Origin of the sequence: Bacteroides ovatus (assembly GCF_001314995.1) — a bacterium.
In the GTDB taxonomy this organism is placed as follows: Bacteria; Bacteroidota; Bacteroidia; order Bacteroidales; family Bacteroidaceae; genus Bacteroides; species Bacteroides ovatus.
Genome location: NZ_CP012938.1, coordinates 2,896,845 through 2,913,559, shown reverse-complemented (window position 1 = coordinate 2,913,559; position 16,715 = coordinate 2,896,845). Strand labels below are relative to the sequence as shown.

Below are 16,715 nucleotides of genomic sequence, written 5' to 3'. Positions count from 1 at the left end.
TTATTTTTTAAGAAGTCAGATTCGGTCAGCTTCGATATATCCGTTCATTACAGCATAAATAGTCAGCCCGGAGACGGACTTAATGCCTAATTTCTCCGTGATATTTTTTCGGTGAGTGATAACGGTAGTCAGGCTGATATTCAGTTTATCTGCTATTTCTTTGTTGATTAATCCTTTGGTTATCAGTACGAGCACTTCTATTTCACGGGCGGATAGAATTTCCTGATGAGGCTGCATCGGAGGCATGGGTGACATATCTTTTACCGGATAACCGTCATGGTGAGCATGTTGGTGAAGTTTCAATATGTTTTTCACCAACTCTTCTTCGGATTCATGAATGTTGAGTACGGGTACGCCGGACAGTTGGAATTGCGGACTGTCGCTTGCCAATACAATCGTTTTTCGTTTCCGGGGGAGAAAGAAAGCATTGTGCTCCACGTAAATCTGTGCGGAAATGAAATAGTGGGCATACATATCGGGAGTATCGTCCATCAGTTCGCTGAAGTGATGAAAAGTCCGTATGGTTGCCATAGGAATCATTTCCTCCAGGATTCCTTTCAGACCGAGACAGGTCAATGTATTGGCTTCTACAATTGCTATTTCGGGTTGATAATTCATTTTAGTGTAAGTTTAATTAATGATTGAAATAGTTGGCTACTGCTTCTGCACATCGTTCGCCGTCCACTCCGGCAGACACAATTCCTCCGGCATAGCCTGCCCCTTCTCCGCACGGAAATAATCCACGAACGGTGACATGTTGCAGAGTATCCTTATCGCGTATGATACGAACGGGAGAAGAAGTTCGTGTTTCCACACCAATCATTACTGCCTCATTAGTCAGGAATCCGTGACTGCTGCGTCCGAATTGTTGGAAACCAAGAGATAACCTTTTGCTAATAAATGATGGCATCCAGAAATGAAGTGGAGACGAAATCAATCCCGGACTATAGGATGACTCGGGCAAATTGTAACTCAATTTCTTGCGGGTAAAATCCAGCATGCGTTGCGCCGGAGCGGTCTGTCGTCTGCCTCCCTGCAACCAGCATTGACGTTCCAATTCCTCTTGAAAGTGAAGAACAGATAGTAACTGTGAATTAATCTCTGAAAGTTGTGAACTTTTCAAATTTGGATTCAGTGCCATCAGCTGTTCATCTTGTTGGGCAGCCAATTCTTCATTCCTCATTTTTAATTCTTCATTTCCCAAATCCTCCGGTTGAATTTCCACTACCATTCCCGAATTACTCCACCGTGACCCACGGTTGGCAGGAGACATGCCGTTTACTACCACTTGTTCCGGTCCGCTGGCAGCAGGAACGATAAAGCCGCCGGGACACATACAGAAACTATATACTCCTCTGCCTTCTGCCTGTGTTACAAAGCTGTATTCTGCAGCGGGCAGGTATTTGCCCCGTCCATTCTTATTATGGTATTGTATTTGATCGATCAACATTGCCGGATGTTCGAGACGTACCCCGACAGCGATTCCTTTCGCTTCAATCGTCACATTATTGGCAGCCAGCCAACGATATACATCTCTTGCAGAATGTCCGGTTGCCAGTATCACAGGTCCGAGAAAGGTCTTTCCTGTATTTGTTTCGATACCTTTGACTTCATCGTTCTCAATAATCAATGCATCCATTCGTGTCTGGAAATGTACTTCTCCGCCACATTCGATAATGGTGTTCCGCATATTTTCAATGACACGTGGCAATTTGTCTGTTCCGATATGCGGATGCGCATCCACCAATATCGAAGTTGAAGCTCCATGCTGGCAAAATACGTTCAAGATTTTATCCACATTTCCTCTCTTCTTGCTACGGGTATAGAGTTTCCCATCCGAGTAAGCTCCTGCACCTCCTTCTCCGAAACTGTAATTCGATTCCGGATCAACAGTGTGTTCCCTGTTGATTTGTGCCAGGTCTTTTTTACGTTCGCGCACGTCTTTTCCACGTTCGATGACGATAGGGCGTAACCCAAGTTCAACAAGGCGTAAAGCAGCGAATAATCCGCCGGGACCTGCGCCAACGACAATCACTTGCAGTTTTCCTTCTACATTATTATATATAGTACGTTCGTACTCATCTTCTTGCGGCATTTCCTTGATGTATGCCCTTACCTTCAGATTGACGAAGATAGTCCGCTGGCGTGCATCAATACTCCGTTTCAAGATTCGGGTAGCGGTGATGTCACGTAAATTCAGACCTTTTTCTTTAGAAAGATATTCCTTTAATTTCTGTTCGTTTGCTGCGATTTCGGGAAGTATACGGAGTTGGTATTCTTGTGTCATTTAGTTATTATTGATATTGTTTTCGATTATCCAATTAGAAAAACGGGCTATTTATGCATCAGTGTCTTATCCGAATAAAGCCCTGAACGCCTCTTCTACTTTTCTCACCGGTACTAATTCTATCTTCAGTTTTTGGGTATCGATCCCTTGCAGATTATATTTTGGCAACAAGAACCGTTTAAAACCCAATTTCTCGGCTTCACCGATACGTTGTTCTATTCGATTCACAGGACGTATCTCTCCCGACAATCCGATTTCTCCCGCCATGCAAACTTCCGGCTCAATGGCTGCATCCATATTGGAAGAAAGGATTGCACTGATAACCGGCAGATCGATAGCCGGATCATTCACTTTCAATCCTCCGGCAATATTCAGGAACACATCTTTCTGTGCCAACTTAAATCCCACCCGCTTTTCGAGAACAGCCAGCAGCATATTCATTCTTCTCAAATCGAAACCGGTTGCCGAACGTTGCGGATTTCCGTAGACTGCAGAGCTTACCAAAGCCTGTGTCTCAATCAAAAATGGGCGAATCCCCTCAATGGCGGAGGCAATGGCTACCCCGCTCATCCCTTCATGATCCTGACTTAGCAAAAGTTCGGAAGGATTACTCACTTGGCGCAACCCGTCCTGACGCATTTCATAAATACCTAATTCTGCCGTACTACCGAAACGATTCTTGATACTGCGTAGAATACGATACATATAATGTTGGTCGCCCTCAAATTGAAGAACAGTATCTACGATATGTTCCAGCACTTTAGGTCCTGCAATACTTCCTTCCTTATTAATATGTCCGATCAGCAATACAGGCGTATGTGTTTCTTTCGCAAAACGAAGAATAGACGCCGAACACTCTCTGACTTGCGCTATACTTCCGGGAGACGATTCGATACTTTCGGTGGAAATAGTCTGTATAGAGTCGATAATCACTAAATCGGGATTCGTATTCTTGATATGCACATAAATCTGTTCGAGTGAAGTCTCGCAAACGATCAGGCAATCGCTGGAAGTGTCAGAGAGACGGTCGGCACGAAGTTTCAGCTGTCGTGCACTCTCTTCACCGGATACATAAAGAATCTTCTTTTCCGGCATGTGCAGTACGGTCTGCATGACGAGCGTCGATTTACCGATTCCCGGCTCGCCGCCTATCAGGACAAGAGAACCCTGTATAAGTCCGCCTCCCAATACACGATTCAGTTCATCATCGTGCATATTGATGCGTGGCTCGTCGTCTGCCTCTATATCGCTAAGTGCCAGTGGCTTGGGCTTCTGTGTTTCAATGCCCGACACCGGACGGCGGTTAGTGGGTTCTTTCCGTACGATTTCTTCAACATACGTATTCCATTCTCCACACGACGGACATTTACCCACCCATTTCGGTGAATCCTGTCCGCAATTACTGCATACATATACGGTTTTCTCTTTTGCCATCGAAATTCCTTTCTTCTTGTAGGGTACAAAAATAGGGATAATTTATTAGAAATAAGTTATCCCTGCCTAATAGAAATAGATGAAGCCTACAGAGTTATCTCTCCCGCTATCGAACGGTTCATCCGGTCGCGTACCTCATCCGGAGTATATCCATGTCCCAGTAAGAACATTAATTTAGTGACTGCCGATTCCGTTGTACTGTCATATCCGGAGACAACGCCTACCTGCAACAACTGGTATCCCGTTTCGTAACGTTCCATTTCTACCATTCCTGCGCTGCATTGTGTTACGTTGACAATCACAATTCCACGTTCACTGGCCTGACAGAGCCGGCGTATAAACCATTCCTTTCGGGGAGCATTCCCCGAACCGTATGTTTCGAGCACAACCGCCTTTAAACCTTCAATCCTCAGAATGGTGGCAATTACATTTTCCTGAATGCCCGGAAAGAGCTTCAGTACCACTACATTGGTATCCAGCAAATAGTGCGGTTTCAATTCCCGCTTTTCACCATTTCCGTGAATTTGTACATTATTATATTTAATATGGATTCCCGCTTCCGCCAATACCGGATAATTGAAAGAACGGAATGCATTGAAGTTTTCTGCATTCATCTTTGTCGTACGGTTTCCCCGCATCAGGTGATTTTCAAAGAAGATGCATACTTCGGGCACCAGTGCCCTTCCTTCCTTGTTTTGTGCAATGGCAATCTCGATACTGGTCATCAGATTTTCCTTTCCGTCCGTGCGGAGTACGCCGATGGGAAGCTGTGAGCCTGTGAGGATAACAGGTTTGTCCAGTCCTTCCAGCATAAAACTTAGTGCGGAAGCGGTATAAGCCATCGTGTCCGTTCCGTGCAGGATGACGAAGCCGTGGTAACGATTGTAGTTGTCATGAATAATGCGTACCAGCTTCCGCCACATATCCGGTTCCATGTCCGACGAATCCATCGGAGGATCAAACTGATAGGTGTCAATTGGAAAATTGAACTTTTGCAGTTCGGGGATATACTTTTGCAGTTGCTCGAAGTTAAAGTTCTCCAGAGCACCTGTCGCGGCATTCTCAATCATACCAATTGTTCCACCGGTGTATATTAACAATACGGAAGTATTTAATGGGTTCATAAGCTGATTTTGTGCGATTGTTTTCGCAAATATAATAATAGATTTGATAAATAAGTAACAAAATGTCATAAAAGTGAAGGCGAATGACCGGATAAAGCGCAGGCGAAAGATTCTTTTTATCAGAAAAAAACCGAAAAAAGTGATAGATTGAACGTTTTTATTATTACTTTTGCGACACTTATCAAAAACAAGAGTAGAAACAAGGACTATGATGAAGTACTATCCACATACAGTCACATCCATGTGTACCATGACCCTTAGGGGTTAATGGATAGTTTTTGTGTATCTACGTGATTCACGCTTGTATAAGCAGGCAAAATTCAAATTCAATTTTATTCGTAAACAACCAATCGTTCTGTAAAAAGCAAACTGCAGGACATTGCATTTAAATAAGTATCTTCATGAAAGTAATGAAATTCGGCGGAACATCCGTAGGTTCCGTGAACAGCATTTTAAGCGTAAAGAGAATTGTAGAGTCGGCAAATGAGCCGGTAATTGTAGTTGTTTCCGCATTGGGAGGCATCACTGACAAATTGATAAATACATCGAAGATGGCGGCAGTGGGAGATTCAGCCTATGAGGGTGAGTTTCGCGAAATCGTTTACCGTCATGTGGAGATGATTAAGGAGGTGATTCCTGCCGGAGAAAAGCAAGTATCGTTGCAACGTCAGATTGGCGAGCTGCTGAACGAATTGAAGGATATCTTTCAGGGAATTTACCTGATTAAAGACCTTTCCCCGAAAACTTCGGATACAATCGTCAGCTATGGTGAACGCCTTTCATCGATCATCGTCACCGCACTGATTGAGGGAGCAAAATGGTTCGATTCGCGCACTTTTATCAAGACGGAAAGAAAGCATAGCAAGCACACGCTGGATACAGAATTGACTAATAAACTGGTGAAAGAGGCTTTCCAGTCTATTCCTAAAGTAGCGCTGGTGCCGGGATTCATCTCTTCGGATAAAACGACAGGGGATGTAACAAACCTCGGACGCGGTGGCTCGGACTATACGGCTGCCATTATTGCTGCGGCGCTGGATGCGGCAAGTCTGGAAATCTGGACGGACGTAGACGGATTTATGACGGCTGATCCGCGTGTCATTTCGACTGCTTATACGATTACGGAATTGAGTTACGTAGAAGCGACCGAACTTTGTAACTTCGGCGCAAAGGTGGTTTATCCGCCGACTATCTATCCCGTATGTCACAAGAATATTCCTATTATAATAAAGAATACATTCAACCCGGATGGAGTGGGAACGGTTATCAAACAAGAAGTTTCCAACCCGCAGAGCAAGGCTATCAAGGGGATTTCCTCCATCAACGACACAAGTCTGATTACTGTTCAGGGTCTTGGTATGGTAGGTGTGATCGGTGTAAACTACCGCATTTTTAAAGCATTGGCAAAGAATGGAATCAGCGTGTTCCTCGTCTCACAGGCTTCATCGGAAAACAGTACTTCTATCGGTGTGCGTAATGCCGATGCCGACCTGGCTTGTGAAGTGCTGAACGAGGAATTTGCGAAAGAGATAGAGATGGGCGAGATTTCTCCGATTCTGGCAGAAAGAAATCTGGCAACAGTGGCTATCGTAGGTGAGAATATGAAACATACACCGGGTATCGCAGGTAAACTTTTCGGTACACTGGGACGTAATGGTATCAACGTTATCGCTTGCGCACAGGGAGCTTCGGAAACTAATATCTCTTTTGTTGTCGATTCCAAATCCTTGCGTAAATCATTGAACGTAATCCACGACTCTTTCTTCCTCTCCGAATATCAGGTATTGAACCTCTTTATCTGTGGTGTCGGTACGGTAGGGGGTAGTCTGGTAGAACAGATTCGTTGCCAGCAACAAAAGCTGATGATGGAAAACGGACTGAAACTCCATGTAGTAGGCATCATTGATGCAGCCAAGGCAATGTTCAGCCGTGAAGGTTTCGACCTCGCCAACTTCCGTGAAGAACTGTTGGAAAAGGGTAAGGACAGCAGCTTGCAAACCATCCGCGACGAGATTATCGGAATGAATATCTTTAATTCTGTATTTGTAGACTGTACGGCCAGCGCTGACATCGCATCGCTTTACAAAGATTTCCTGCAACACAATATCTCTGTGGTAGCAGCCAATAAGATTGCGGCTTCTTCCGCTTATGAAAACTATCGTGAACTGAAAACGATTGCCCGCCAACGGGGTGTGAAGTATCTGTTCGAAACAAACGTAGGTGCAGGTCTTCCGATCATCAATACAATTAATGACCTGATTCATAGCGGTGACAAGATTCTGAAGATTGAAGCGGTGCTTTCCGGTACACTGAACTATATATTTAATAAAATCAGCGCCGATATTCCTTTCAGCCGTACCATCAAAATGGCACAGGAAGAACGCTACTCTGAACCGGACCCACGTATTGACTTGAGTGGAAAAGATGTGATCCGTAAACTGGTGATTCTGGCACGTGAAGCCGGATACCGTCTGGAACAGGAAGATGTTGAAAAGAACCTCTTTGTTCCGAATGACTTCTTCGAAGGTTCTCTGGAAGATTTCTGGAAACGTGTTCCAAGTCTCGACGCAGACTTTGAAGCCCGTCGCCAGGTATTGGAAAAAGAAAACAAGCACTGGCGTTTCGTCGCCAAACTGGAGAATGGAAAAGCCTCCGTCGGCCTGCAGGAAGTAGGAGCCAACCATCCGTTCTACGGCTTGGAAGGCAGCAACAATATTATCCTGCTCACTACGGAACGCTATAAAGAATATCCGATGATGATTCAAGGATACGGTGCCGGTGCCGGCGTAACGGCTGCCGGAGTATTTGCCGACATCATGAGCATCGCAAATGTTTAAACGCCTTATGAAACATATTATCATATTGGGAGACGGAATGGCCGATTGGCCAGTGAAGTCATTAGGGGACAAGACGCTCCTGCAATATGCAAAGACGCCTTATATGGATAAGCTAGCTCGCATGGGACGTAACGGCCGCCTGATTACTGTGGCGGAAGGTTTCCATCCGGGTAGTGAAGTTGCCAATATGTCCGTGTTGGGATATAATTTGCCAAAGGTATATGAAGGTCGCGGACCGCTGGAAGCTGCCAGTATTGGTGTGGATCTGAAACCGGGCGAGATGGCAATGCGCTGTAATTTGATTTGTGTGGAAGGAGATATTCTGAAGAATCACTCCTCCGGACATATATCTACGGAAGAAGCAGATGTATTGATTCAATATTTGCAAGAAAAACTGGGCAATGACCGCGTACGCTTTCATACAGGAGTTCAGTACCGCCATCTATTGGTTATCAAGGGAGGTAATAAAGAACTGGATTGTACACCTCCGCATGATGTACCTTTGAAACCTTTCCGTCCATTGATGGTGAAACCATTGGTTCCGGAAGCGCAAGAAACGGCAGATCTGATTAACGACCTGATTCTGAAATCACAGGAATTGCTGAAAGATCATCCATTGAATCTGAAACGTATGGCAGAAGGTAAAGATCCTGCGAACAGTATTTGGCCCTGGAGTCCCGGTTACCGTCCGCAGATGCCTACTTTCTCCGAGACTTTCCCACAGGTAAAGAAAGGAGCAGTCATCTCGGCTGTCGATCTGATAAACGGAATCGGTTATTATGCTGATTTACGTCGCATCGCAGTAGAGGGAGCGACCGGACTTTATAATACGAACTATGAAAACAAAGTGACCGCTGCCTTGGAAGCATTGAAGACGGATGATTTTGTTTATCTGCATATCGAAGCCAGTGATGAGGCCGGACACGAAGGAGACATCGACTTGAAACTTCTCACTATCGAGAATCTTGATAAACGTGCCGTAGGTCCTATTTATGAAGCAGTGAAAGATTGGGACGAACCGGTAGCCATTGCTGTATTGCCCGATCATCCTACTCCCTGTGAGCTTCGGACTCATACATCTGATCCCATTCCGTTTCTTATCTGGTATCCGGGTATCGAGTCGGACGAAGTGCAGACGTATGATGAAATAGCCGCTTGCAACGGTAGTTACGGACTTCTGAAAGAAGACGAGTTTATAAAAGAATTCATGAAATAAGTCACCACAGATTATGAAATATTATAGTACGAATAAACAAGCACCTGTTGCCTCACTGCAAGAAGCGGTGGTAAAAGGGCTTGCTGCCGACAAAGGGCTGTTTATGCCTATGTCTATCAAACCTCTTCCACAGGACTTTTACGATACGATTGATAGTTTATCCTTTCAGGAAATTGCTTATCGCGTAGCCGATGCTTTCTTCGGTGAGGATATTCCTGCCGATACGCTGAAACAGATTGTATATGATACATTAAGTTTCGATGTACCTTTGGTTAAGGTGGCAGATAACATCTATTCACTTGAACTTTTCCACGGACCGACGTTAGCATTTAAAGATGTAGGCGGTCGTTTCATGGCGCGCCTTTTGGGATACTTCATTAAAAAAGAAGGACAAAAGAATGTCAATGTATTGGTAGCTACTTCCGGTGATACGGGAAGTGCTGTTGCCAACGGCTTTCTGGGTGTGGAAGGTATTCATGTGTATGTGCTTTATCCGAAAGGAAAAGTGAGCGAAATACAGGAGAAGCAATTCACTACGCTCGGACAGAATATTACTGCGCTTGAAGTGGACGGAACATTTGATGATTGTCAGGCATTGGTGAAATCTGCTTTCATGGATAAAGAATTGAATGAACACCTTTCGTTGACTTCTGCCAACTCCATCAATGTAGCCCGTTTCTTGCCGCAGGCATTCTATTATTTCTATGCTTATGCACAATTGAAACGTGCCGGAAAAGCTGATAATGCTGTAATCTGTGTACCTAGTGGAAACTTCGGAAATATCACCGCCGGATTGTTTGGCAAGAAGATGGGTTTACCCGTGAAGCGTTTCATTGCTGCTAATAACCGCAACGATATTTTCTATCAATATCTGCAGACAGGTAAATATAATTCCCGTCCGTCTATCGCAACGATTGCTAATGCTATGGACGTAGGCGATCCGAGTAACTTTGCCCGCGTACTCGATTTATATAGTGGTTCACATGCTGATATCTCTGCCGAGATTTCAGGAACAACTTATACCGATGAGCAAATCCGCGAAACGGTGAAGGAAACCTGGAAAGAACATCATTATCTCCTTGATCCTCATGGTGCTTGTGGATATCGTGCGTTGGTAGAAGGCTTGAAAGAGGGAGAAACAGGTGTATTCCTTGAAACGGCTCATCCTGCCAAGTTCCTCGAAACAGTGGAAAGCATTATTGGAGAAGCGGTAGAAATCCCTGCCAAATTGCAGGAATTTATGAAAGGCGAGAAAAAAAGCCTTCAAATGACAAAAGACTTTGCGGACTTCAAGAAGTATTTGTTGACGCTTTAATCCTCTTCTTCCTATGAATGAATTTGTGCCACCTTGTTGGCACGGTTGTGCCATCGAAGTGTCACGGTCGTGCCAACAAGGTGGCACAATTGTGACAATAGGGTGGCATAAACCGGATAATTGCAATATAGTTTATATAGAAGCTAAGAATACTAAATATTCTCCCGTACAATGAACAGTAAACTCATTTGCTGTTGCTTCATTAAGCGTTCCTTGCCACCAATTAGTAAAATCACTAAGAGGATAAACTAATCCCTCTCCTTGCAATCCTTTCGCTCCGAAATTGAAAATAGAAACTTGTTGCCCCGGATGAGAGGCGAAGGTTTGCGTGTCTTTGGCGGGGATAAACATACCATAATCGGTAATGGTACGTACCTCGATACCATCTTTCATGTAGTCGATCAGCAGACTGATGTTTCCTAACGTATGATCTTCCCGTTTGCCGGTGGCTCCGACGATGGCAATTCTCCGGAATCCTTTCTTTTGCAGGAAATGAACGGCTTTGGTTTGGTCGTTCGTTTCTTGATCCGCTATCTGATGTACAATAGGGGAGAAAAGTTCTTTATATTCCGGGGAAAGAGAATCCCCGTCACCGATAATTACATCGGGGGTATGCCCACGCAGGATATATTCATTGGCAGCCCCGTCACAGCAAACTACAAATTCTGCATTTTCCAGCATTTGCAGGGGAAGAGGATGGCTGGGATATTCGCCATTGGCAAGTATCACGGCTTCGGGAGTATAGTGTTCGTATTTCATTGTATGCTCATTAATTTTTTCCACTTAAAGTAGCCAAAGATAGCTATAATGGAGTAAAGTCCGTATAAAGCGGAAGTAAAATAAAGGTCTTTGTAGATATAAAGTCCGCAGCAGACAATATCCACAAAAATCCAGGCAAACCATTGCTCGACGTATTTGCGTGCCAGCATCCACATACCGACAATGCTCAATGCGGTAGTAAAGCTATCTAGCCAGGGAACATTGCTATCCGTATATGCTATCAGTATCCATGCAATACCGAGGAAAGAAACGACGAATACCAGAAAAAGAGGCAAGTAACATTTTCCCGGAGTATGTACGATAGGAAGATCTTTAGGGGTGTCACCGGTTGAAGCATCTGCTGTCGTCAGTTGACCTTTCTTTTTCCTGTGTCCCCACATCCAGAAGAACCAGCCGTAGATGGCAGCTATCAGGTAGTAGATATTGATGCCAAAGTCAGCATACAATCCGGCTTTGTAATATACGAAGATGTAGATGGCAGGCATCACAATACCCGCTATCCAAAGGTAGATACTTGCCCGGTACTCTAACCAAAGGTAGACTAGCCCGACAATCGTACCGAATATTTCCAGAAAATTCAATTCCATAACTCTGTGTGATTAAAAGCGGAAAGAAACATGTCCCATAACGTTTGTTCCTGCTTGAGCTGCATATCCGGCATAGTTTCCCCGATTTTCCAGCGTATCGGTGTAGTCACTTGATGCCCAGCCGTTGTTTTCATATTTTTCATTAAACAGATTGTATACAGTAAATCCTATGGTGACTTCTTTCAGTACTTTCTTGGGACGGAAGCTGTACGCCAGATTGAGGTTGCTGACAAAATACTTATCAAGAGTCAGTTCTTCAACTTCTGCGTTTGTCATATACTGTTTGCTCACGAACTGTGATTGCAGGGCAGCTTCGAATCCCTTATAATTGAATGAGAAACGATTGTTGAGTAAGAAGTCCGGTGAGAAAGCAATGTGAGTGTCTTTATGCTTTATCTGAATAGTCGGGAGAGAAGTAGAGCTACCGTCGTCATTATAGTGGTAGCCCGGCAGGCTCTCTACGAAATCCTGAATACGGTTTTTGCTCCATGTAGCGTTGATATCCCATTGAAACCATTTGCACGGTTTGATTCCCAGCATGATTTCGATTCCCATGCGATAACTGTCCGGCACGTTTTCGGTCAGTGCTTCACCTATATCGTTTAAGGCTCCGGTCAGAACCAGTTGGTCGGTATAGTCCATGTAGTAGAAGTTTGCACCTGCTGTCAGCCATTGGTTGGCAAAGGTATATCCCGCTTCATAGTCGAGCAGCTTTTCTGCTTTGGGGTACGAGTCCGGATCGCCATCCGTATAATTGTTTCTTGTTGGCTCTTTTTGAGCAACCGAGAAAGAGGCATAGACACGATGGTTGGAAGTGATGTTCCAGTTTAATCCTACTTTCGGATTAAAGAAATCGAACTTTTTATCTACTGCCAGTGGACGCAGCGCATTTTTACTCCAGTCATATTTATCATTGTTTCCGTCGATGGTATAGTTGATGTGGCGATACTGGAGATCGGCATAAGCACTTAGTCCTCTAGTAAGATCGTAGTTCGCTTTCAGATAAATATTTCCATCGGTCTTCTTGGATTTGTTGCGGTAATATTCATGGTCGGGAGATAGAGAACCTACGTAGTTTTTCACCCAGGGAACTCTTCCGAAGTTATTGCCCCGGTATTGATTCAAACCACCTCCCAGAGACGCATTTAGCCTGTTAGCCATGTAATTGAGAGAAAAAACGCCGCCGCCGAATTTGTTGTCCATCTTCTTTTGACGGACTAAATCGCTTTTAGATACTTCGGTTCCATCTATTGTAAATGATTTTAAACCATATTCTATCAGGTATCTGCCGTCTTTGTACTCTTCGTAATAACCGTCACCTTTGGTATAATGTAAGGCAACGTTCAGATTCCAGGCTGTCGAGAAAGTATGATTGAAGAGAAGCTGATAATTCTTTTGCAGATAATTATCTGTTTGGTCGTCGTAATAATATTTTTTGCCGTTGGCATCAGTGTACATTTCCCCGCAAGGATTGTAGCGTCTGCCGAATTTTTCCATTTGCTCTTTTGTTGCGTATCCCCAAGCATGATATGTTTTTTCTTTTCCGGCAAATGCAATGAGCTTCACAGATGTGTTTTCTGCAAAATAACCTCCTTGCAGGTAGTAAGAGTTCAAGTCCACCGAAGCACGGTCTATGTATCCGTCCGTACCGATATTGGAAAGGCGGGCGTCAAACGTCCAGTGGTTATTGAGTAGGCCGGTTCCCACTTTCACTGTTTCCTTGTGCGTGTTGAACGAACCGTATGAACCATTGAATTCGGCGTATGGTTTCATAGATGCACCTTCGGTTTGCATATTGACACTGGCTCCGAAAGCACCTGCTCCGTTCGTCGATGTACCTGCTCCGCGCTGCACCTGCATATCTTTTACGGAAGAAGAAAAGTCGGGCATATTCACCCAGAACAGGTTATGGCTTTCGGCATCGTTCATCGGTATGCCGTTTACCGTGATGTTGATTCGTGTGCCATCGGTTCCACGTACGCGAAGTGTCGTATAGCCGATACCAGCTCCTGCATCCGATGTGGTCAGTGTGGAAGGAGTCATACTTAGCAGATAGGGGATATCCTGTCCGAAGTTTACCTTTTTGAGTTCTGCTTTGCCTATATTGGTGAATGCCACGGGAGTTTTGGCTGTGGCACGTGTGGACACTACCTGCACCTCTTGCAGGTTTACTACTCTCATACTATCCTTTGCACTCGTCTGTGCATGAACAGTGATACCTGCGCCCAATAAGGCGACGGCCATCCATACAATTCTTTTCATTTTTGCTTACTAATTAGTTCTCTACGCCGGCATTACCCGGATCAGATTCTATGGGTATGTTCTCAGCCCGTCATGTTAAGGCACCCCTACCAGTGAATCGGTGACAAAAATACTGCTTTTGCAGGAGGAAAGCAAAAAAAACTTTTAGATTCACTAAAAACAATATAACTTTGTAAATTGTTGAAATAACAAAACTGCATTTATTCACTTAATATATATTTAATTATGCTACTATTATTGCAAGCAACACAAGCTGCGGACTCTGTGCAAGTGGCTGCAGACGAATTAATGAAAGAGGCGATTGCCAATGCTGACGGATTGGATAAGCTTTCGCTGATTACTCAACAATTGATAGACTTCGGTATTCGTGCCGGAGAACGTATATTGATTGCGGTCCTTGTCTTTGTCGTCGGACGTTTCCTCATCTCGCTGCTCAACAAATTCATCAGGCGTCTGATGGATAAACGAAAAGTAGATGTAAGTATCAAAACTTTCGTTAGAAGTCTGGTCAATATTCTGTTGACAATCCTGTTAATCATTTCTGTTGTCGGTGCCTTGGGAGTTGAGACAACTTCATTTGCGGCTTTATTGGCTTCCGCCGGTGTCGCTGTCGGTATGGCTTTATCCGGTAATCTGCAAAACTTTGCCGGTGGACTGGTTATTCTTTTGTTCAAACCTTATAAAGTTGGCGATTGGATAGAAACACAGCAGGGATCAGCCGGTACAGTAAAAGAAATTCAGATATTCCATACCATCCTTACTACTGGGGATAATAAACTGATTTATATACCGAATGGTTCATTAAGTAGTGGAGTAGTGATTAATTACAGTCACCAGGAAACCCGCCGTGTAGAATGGATTATTGGTATAGATTATGGGGAAGATTACAATAAGGTTCAGCAGATAGTTCGTGATATTCTGGCTGAAGATAAACGTATCTTGAATGAACCTGCTCCGTTTATAGCTCTTCATGCGCTAGATGCCAGCAGTGTGAATGTGGTGGTACGTGTATGGGTAAATAGCGGAGATTATTGGGGTGTTTATTTCGATACCAATAAAGCTATTTACGAAACCTTCAATGAAAAAGGTATCAACTTCCCTTTCCCACAGCTTACTGTGCATCAGGGAAATTGATTGTTATACTCTGATAATTCAAAAAATAAGGGAGTTGTACTTAACGTGCAACTCCCTTATTTTTTGGAAAACTTGTCTGGTGTGATTGAATAAATCTCTTTTTTATTTTATACCGAAATCTTCGGCTAGTTCATATCTATCTTCTTTGATTCCCAGTACATGATTAATTTTTCTCCTTTTCTCGAGATCTTTAAAGTAGTTTTCCACAACCTGATAGAGATCGAAGTTAGTGGTTGATCCTGCGGCTAAATCGAGTGATTCCACCATCTTTTCTACGGCTTGATGGATTTTCTCTGCGTCTATCAGATGCAGTTCGTTGCTGTGTATTAAATATTTTTCCATGACTGCAATGTTTTTAATGTTATATAGGTATAACATCTTGCAGTCATGGAAAGTTCAATGATTGAATGTTAGATTTTGGCAAGCGCCTGATCCAAATCCGCAATCAGGTCATCAATATGTTCCGTTCCAATTGATAAACGTACGGTGCCCGGATAAATCTCCTGTTCGGCGAGTTCCTGTGCATTGAGCTGTGAATGGGTAGTGCTTGCCGGGTGGATCACCAATGATTTCACATCGGCAACATTGGCAAGCAGGGAGAAAATCTCCAGGCTGTCGATGAAGCGGTGTGCTTCCTCTTGTCCGCCTTTTACCTCGAAAGTAAAAATGGAACCGGCACCATTCGGGAAGTAACGTTGATACAGTGCATGGTCAGGATGATTGGATAATGACGGATGGTTCACTTTCTTCACTTTCGGATGATTGTTTAAGAAATTCACTACCTTCAATGCATTTTCTACATGGCGTTCTACGCGCAAGGAAAGAGTTTCCAAGCCTTGCAACAGGATAAAAGCGTTGAATGGACTGATGGTGGCACCTGTGTCGCGCAGCAGAATAGCCCGGATACGGATGGCATAGGCAGCCGGACCGGCTGCATCAACGAAGCGTACGCCATGATAGCATGGATCAGGTTCGGTTAGTTGTGGAAATTTGCCGGAAGCTACCCAGTCGAATTTGCCCGAATCTACAATGACTCCTCCTAATGACGAACCGTGTCCGCCAATGAATTTTGTTGCGGAATGTACTACGATATCTGCTCCGTGTTCGATAGGGCGGATTAAATACGGGGTACCAAATGTGTTGTCAATAATCAAAGGTATTTTGTGGCGGTGGGCTATTTCAGCTACTGCCTCTATATCAATGATATTTGAGTTCGGATTTCCCAATGTCTCGATAAATACGGCTTTCGTATTTTCCTGAATGGCTTTTTCAAAGTTCGATAAATCACTTGGATCAACGAATGTTGTTGTGATGCCATAACTGGGTAAGGTATGAGCCAGTAAGTTATAGCTTCCTCCATAAATAGTTTTGGCTGCCACAATATGGTCGCCTGCACGAGTGATGTTCTCGAAAGCATAAGTGATAGCAGCGGCACCCGAAGCAACTGCCAGCCCTGCTACTCCTCCTTCAAGAGCGGCTACGCGTTGTTCAAAAACTCCTTGAGTGGAGTTGGTCAGACGACCGTAGATGTTTCCCGGGTCCTGCAGGCCGAAACGTGCGGCTGCGTGAGCGGAGTTGTGAAATACATAAGAAGTAGTCTGATAAATAGGTACTGCACGGGCATCTGTTGCCGGATCTGCTTGTTCTTGTCCTACATGAACTTGTAAAGTCTCGAAATGTAAATTCTTTGTTGCCATAATCGTATATTTTTTAAGTTTAATATTCTTTCTTTATTTTCT

General features: G+C 44.1%; 13 protein-coding genes and 1 riboswitch. Of the genes, 4 read left to right on the top strand and 9 right to left on the bottom strand.

All coding sequences use genetic code 11. The features are described 5' to 3' along the window. Window positions 1–15: 15 nt before the first annotated feature. From Bovatus_RS11605 to Bovatus_RS11590, 4 genes are all read right to left on the bottom strand, one after another. Window positions 16–618 carry a response regulator transcription factor gene (locus tag Bovatus_RS11605; RefSeq protein WP_004299122.1) on the bottom strand — a complete coding sequence of 201 codons (603 nt, stop codon included), beginning with the start codon at window positions 616–618 and terminating at the stop codon, window positions 16–18. A 16-nt stretch (window positions 619–634) separates the two neighbouring features. After that, window positions 635–2,287, bottom strand: a complete 1,653-nt coding sequence (locus tag Bovatus_RS11600; RefSeq protein ID WP_004299123.1) for an NAD(P)/FAD-dependent oxidoreductase — start codon at window positions 2,285–2,287, stop codon at window positions 635–637. Window positions 2,288–2,353: 66 nt separating this feature from the next. Further along, entirely contained in the window at window positions 2,354–3,721 is a 1,368-nt protein-coding gene (gene radA / locus Bovatus_RS11595; protein WP_004299124.1) for a DNA repair protein RadA, read from the bottom strand. Between the two features lie 86 nt (window positions 3,722–3,807). Continuing rightward, a complete protein-coding gene (locus Bovatus_RS11590) occupies window positions 3,808–4,845 on the bottom strand; it encodes an asparaginase (RefSeq protein WP_052587945.1) in 1,038 nt (345 codons plus the stop codon). Window positions 4,846–5,246: 401 nt separating this feature from the next. On the opposite strand from Bovatus_RS11590, the gene thrA reads away from it, so the two are divergent. Genes thrA through thrC form a run of 3 tightly spaced genes read left to right on the top strand, consistent with a single transcriptional unit; the run spans window position 5,247 to window position 10,213 of the window. Continuing rightward, window positions 5,247–7,682: a bifunctional aspartate kinase/homoserine dehydrogenase I gene (thrA, locus tag Bovatus_RS11585; RefSeq protein WP_004299126.1), complete on the top strand. Its 2,436-nt coding sequence runs from the start codon at window positions 5,247–5,249 to the stop codon at window positions 7,680–7,682. Between the two features lie 7 nt (window positions 7,683–7,689). Beyond that, on the top strand, window positions 7,690–8,898 hold the full coding sequence (locus tag Bovatus_RS11580; RefSeq protein ID WP_004323558.1) for a cofactor-independent phosphoglycerate mutase: 1,209 nt from the start codon (window positions 7,690–7,692) through the stop codon (window positions 8,896–8,898). 13 nt (window positions 8,899–8,911) lie between these two features. Next, a complete protein-coding gene (gene thrC, locus Bovatus_RS11575) occupies window positions 8,912–10,213 on the top strand; it encodes a threonine synthase (protein ID WP_004299128.1) in 1,302 nt (433 codons plus the stop codon). 132 nt (window positions 10,214–10,345) lie between these two features. Here thrC and Bovatus_RS11570 read toward each other — a convergent pair whose 3' ends face one another. The 3 genes from Bovatus_RS11570 to Bovatus_RS11560 are packed head-to-tail and all read right to left on the bottom strand — an operon-like array spanning window position 10,346 to window position 13,842. After that, window positions 10,346–10,972 (bottom strand): thiamine diphosphokinase, encoded by a 627-nt coding sequence (locus Bovatus_RS11570; protein ID WP_004299129.1) that lies wholly within the window; start codon window positions 10,970–10,972, stop codon window positions 10,346–10,348. Further along, window positions 10,969–11,580 (bottom strand): nicotinamide riboside transporter PnuC, encoded by a 612-nt coding sequence (gene pnuC / locus Bovatus_RS11565; RefSeq protein WP_004299130.1) that lies wholly within the window; start codon window positions 11,578–11,580, stop codon window positions 10,969–10,971. The genes Bovatus_RS11570 and pnuC overlap by 4 nt, the downstream gene beginning before the upstream one ends. 12 nt (window positions 11,581–11,592) lie before the next feature. After that, on the bottom strand, window positions 11,593–13,842 hold the full coding sequence (locus Bovatus_RS11560) for a TonB-dependent receptor (RefSeq protein ID WP_004299131.1): 2,250 nt from the start codon (window positions 13,840–13,842) through the stop codon (window positions 11,593–11,595). A gap of 1 nt (window position 13,843) precedes the next feature. Further along, a riboswitch (TPP riboswitch) is annotated at window positions 13,844–13,940 on the bottom strand. A gap of 127 nt (window positions 13,941–14,067) precedes the next feature. On the opposite strand from Bovatus_RS11560, the gene Bovatus_RS11555 reads away from it, so the two are divergent. Beyond that, window positions 14,068–14,976, top strand: a complete 909-nt coding sequence (locus tag Bovatus_RS11555) for a mechanosensitive ion channel family protein (protein ID WP_004299133.1) — start codon at window positions 14,068–14,070, stop codon at window positions 14,974–14,976. A gap of 102 nt (window positions 14,977–15,078) precedes the next feature. On the opposite strand, the gene Bovatus_RS11550 is transcribed toward Bovatus_RS11555, so the two are convergent. Together Bovatus_RS11550 and Bovatus_RS11545 are read right to left on the bottom strand one after the other, a co-directional pair. After that, complete coding sequence (locus Bovatus_RS11550; RefSeq protein WP_004306417.1) at window positions 15,079–15,318, bottom strand: hypothetical protein; 240 nt, start codon at window positions 15,316–15,318, stop codon at window positions 15,079–15,081. 68 nt (window positions 15,319–15,386) lie between these two features. Continuing rightward, a complete protein-coding gene (locus tag Bovatus_RS11545) occupies window positions 15,387–16,673 on the bottom strand; it encodes an O-acetylhomoserine aminocarboxypropyltransferase/cysteine synthase family protein (protein WP_004299135.1) in 1,287 nt (428 codons plus the stop codon). Window positions 16,674–16,715: the final 42 nt, after the last annotated feature.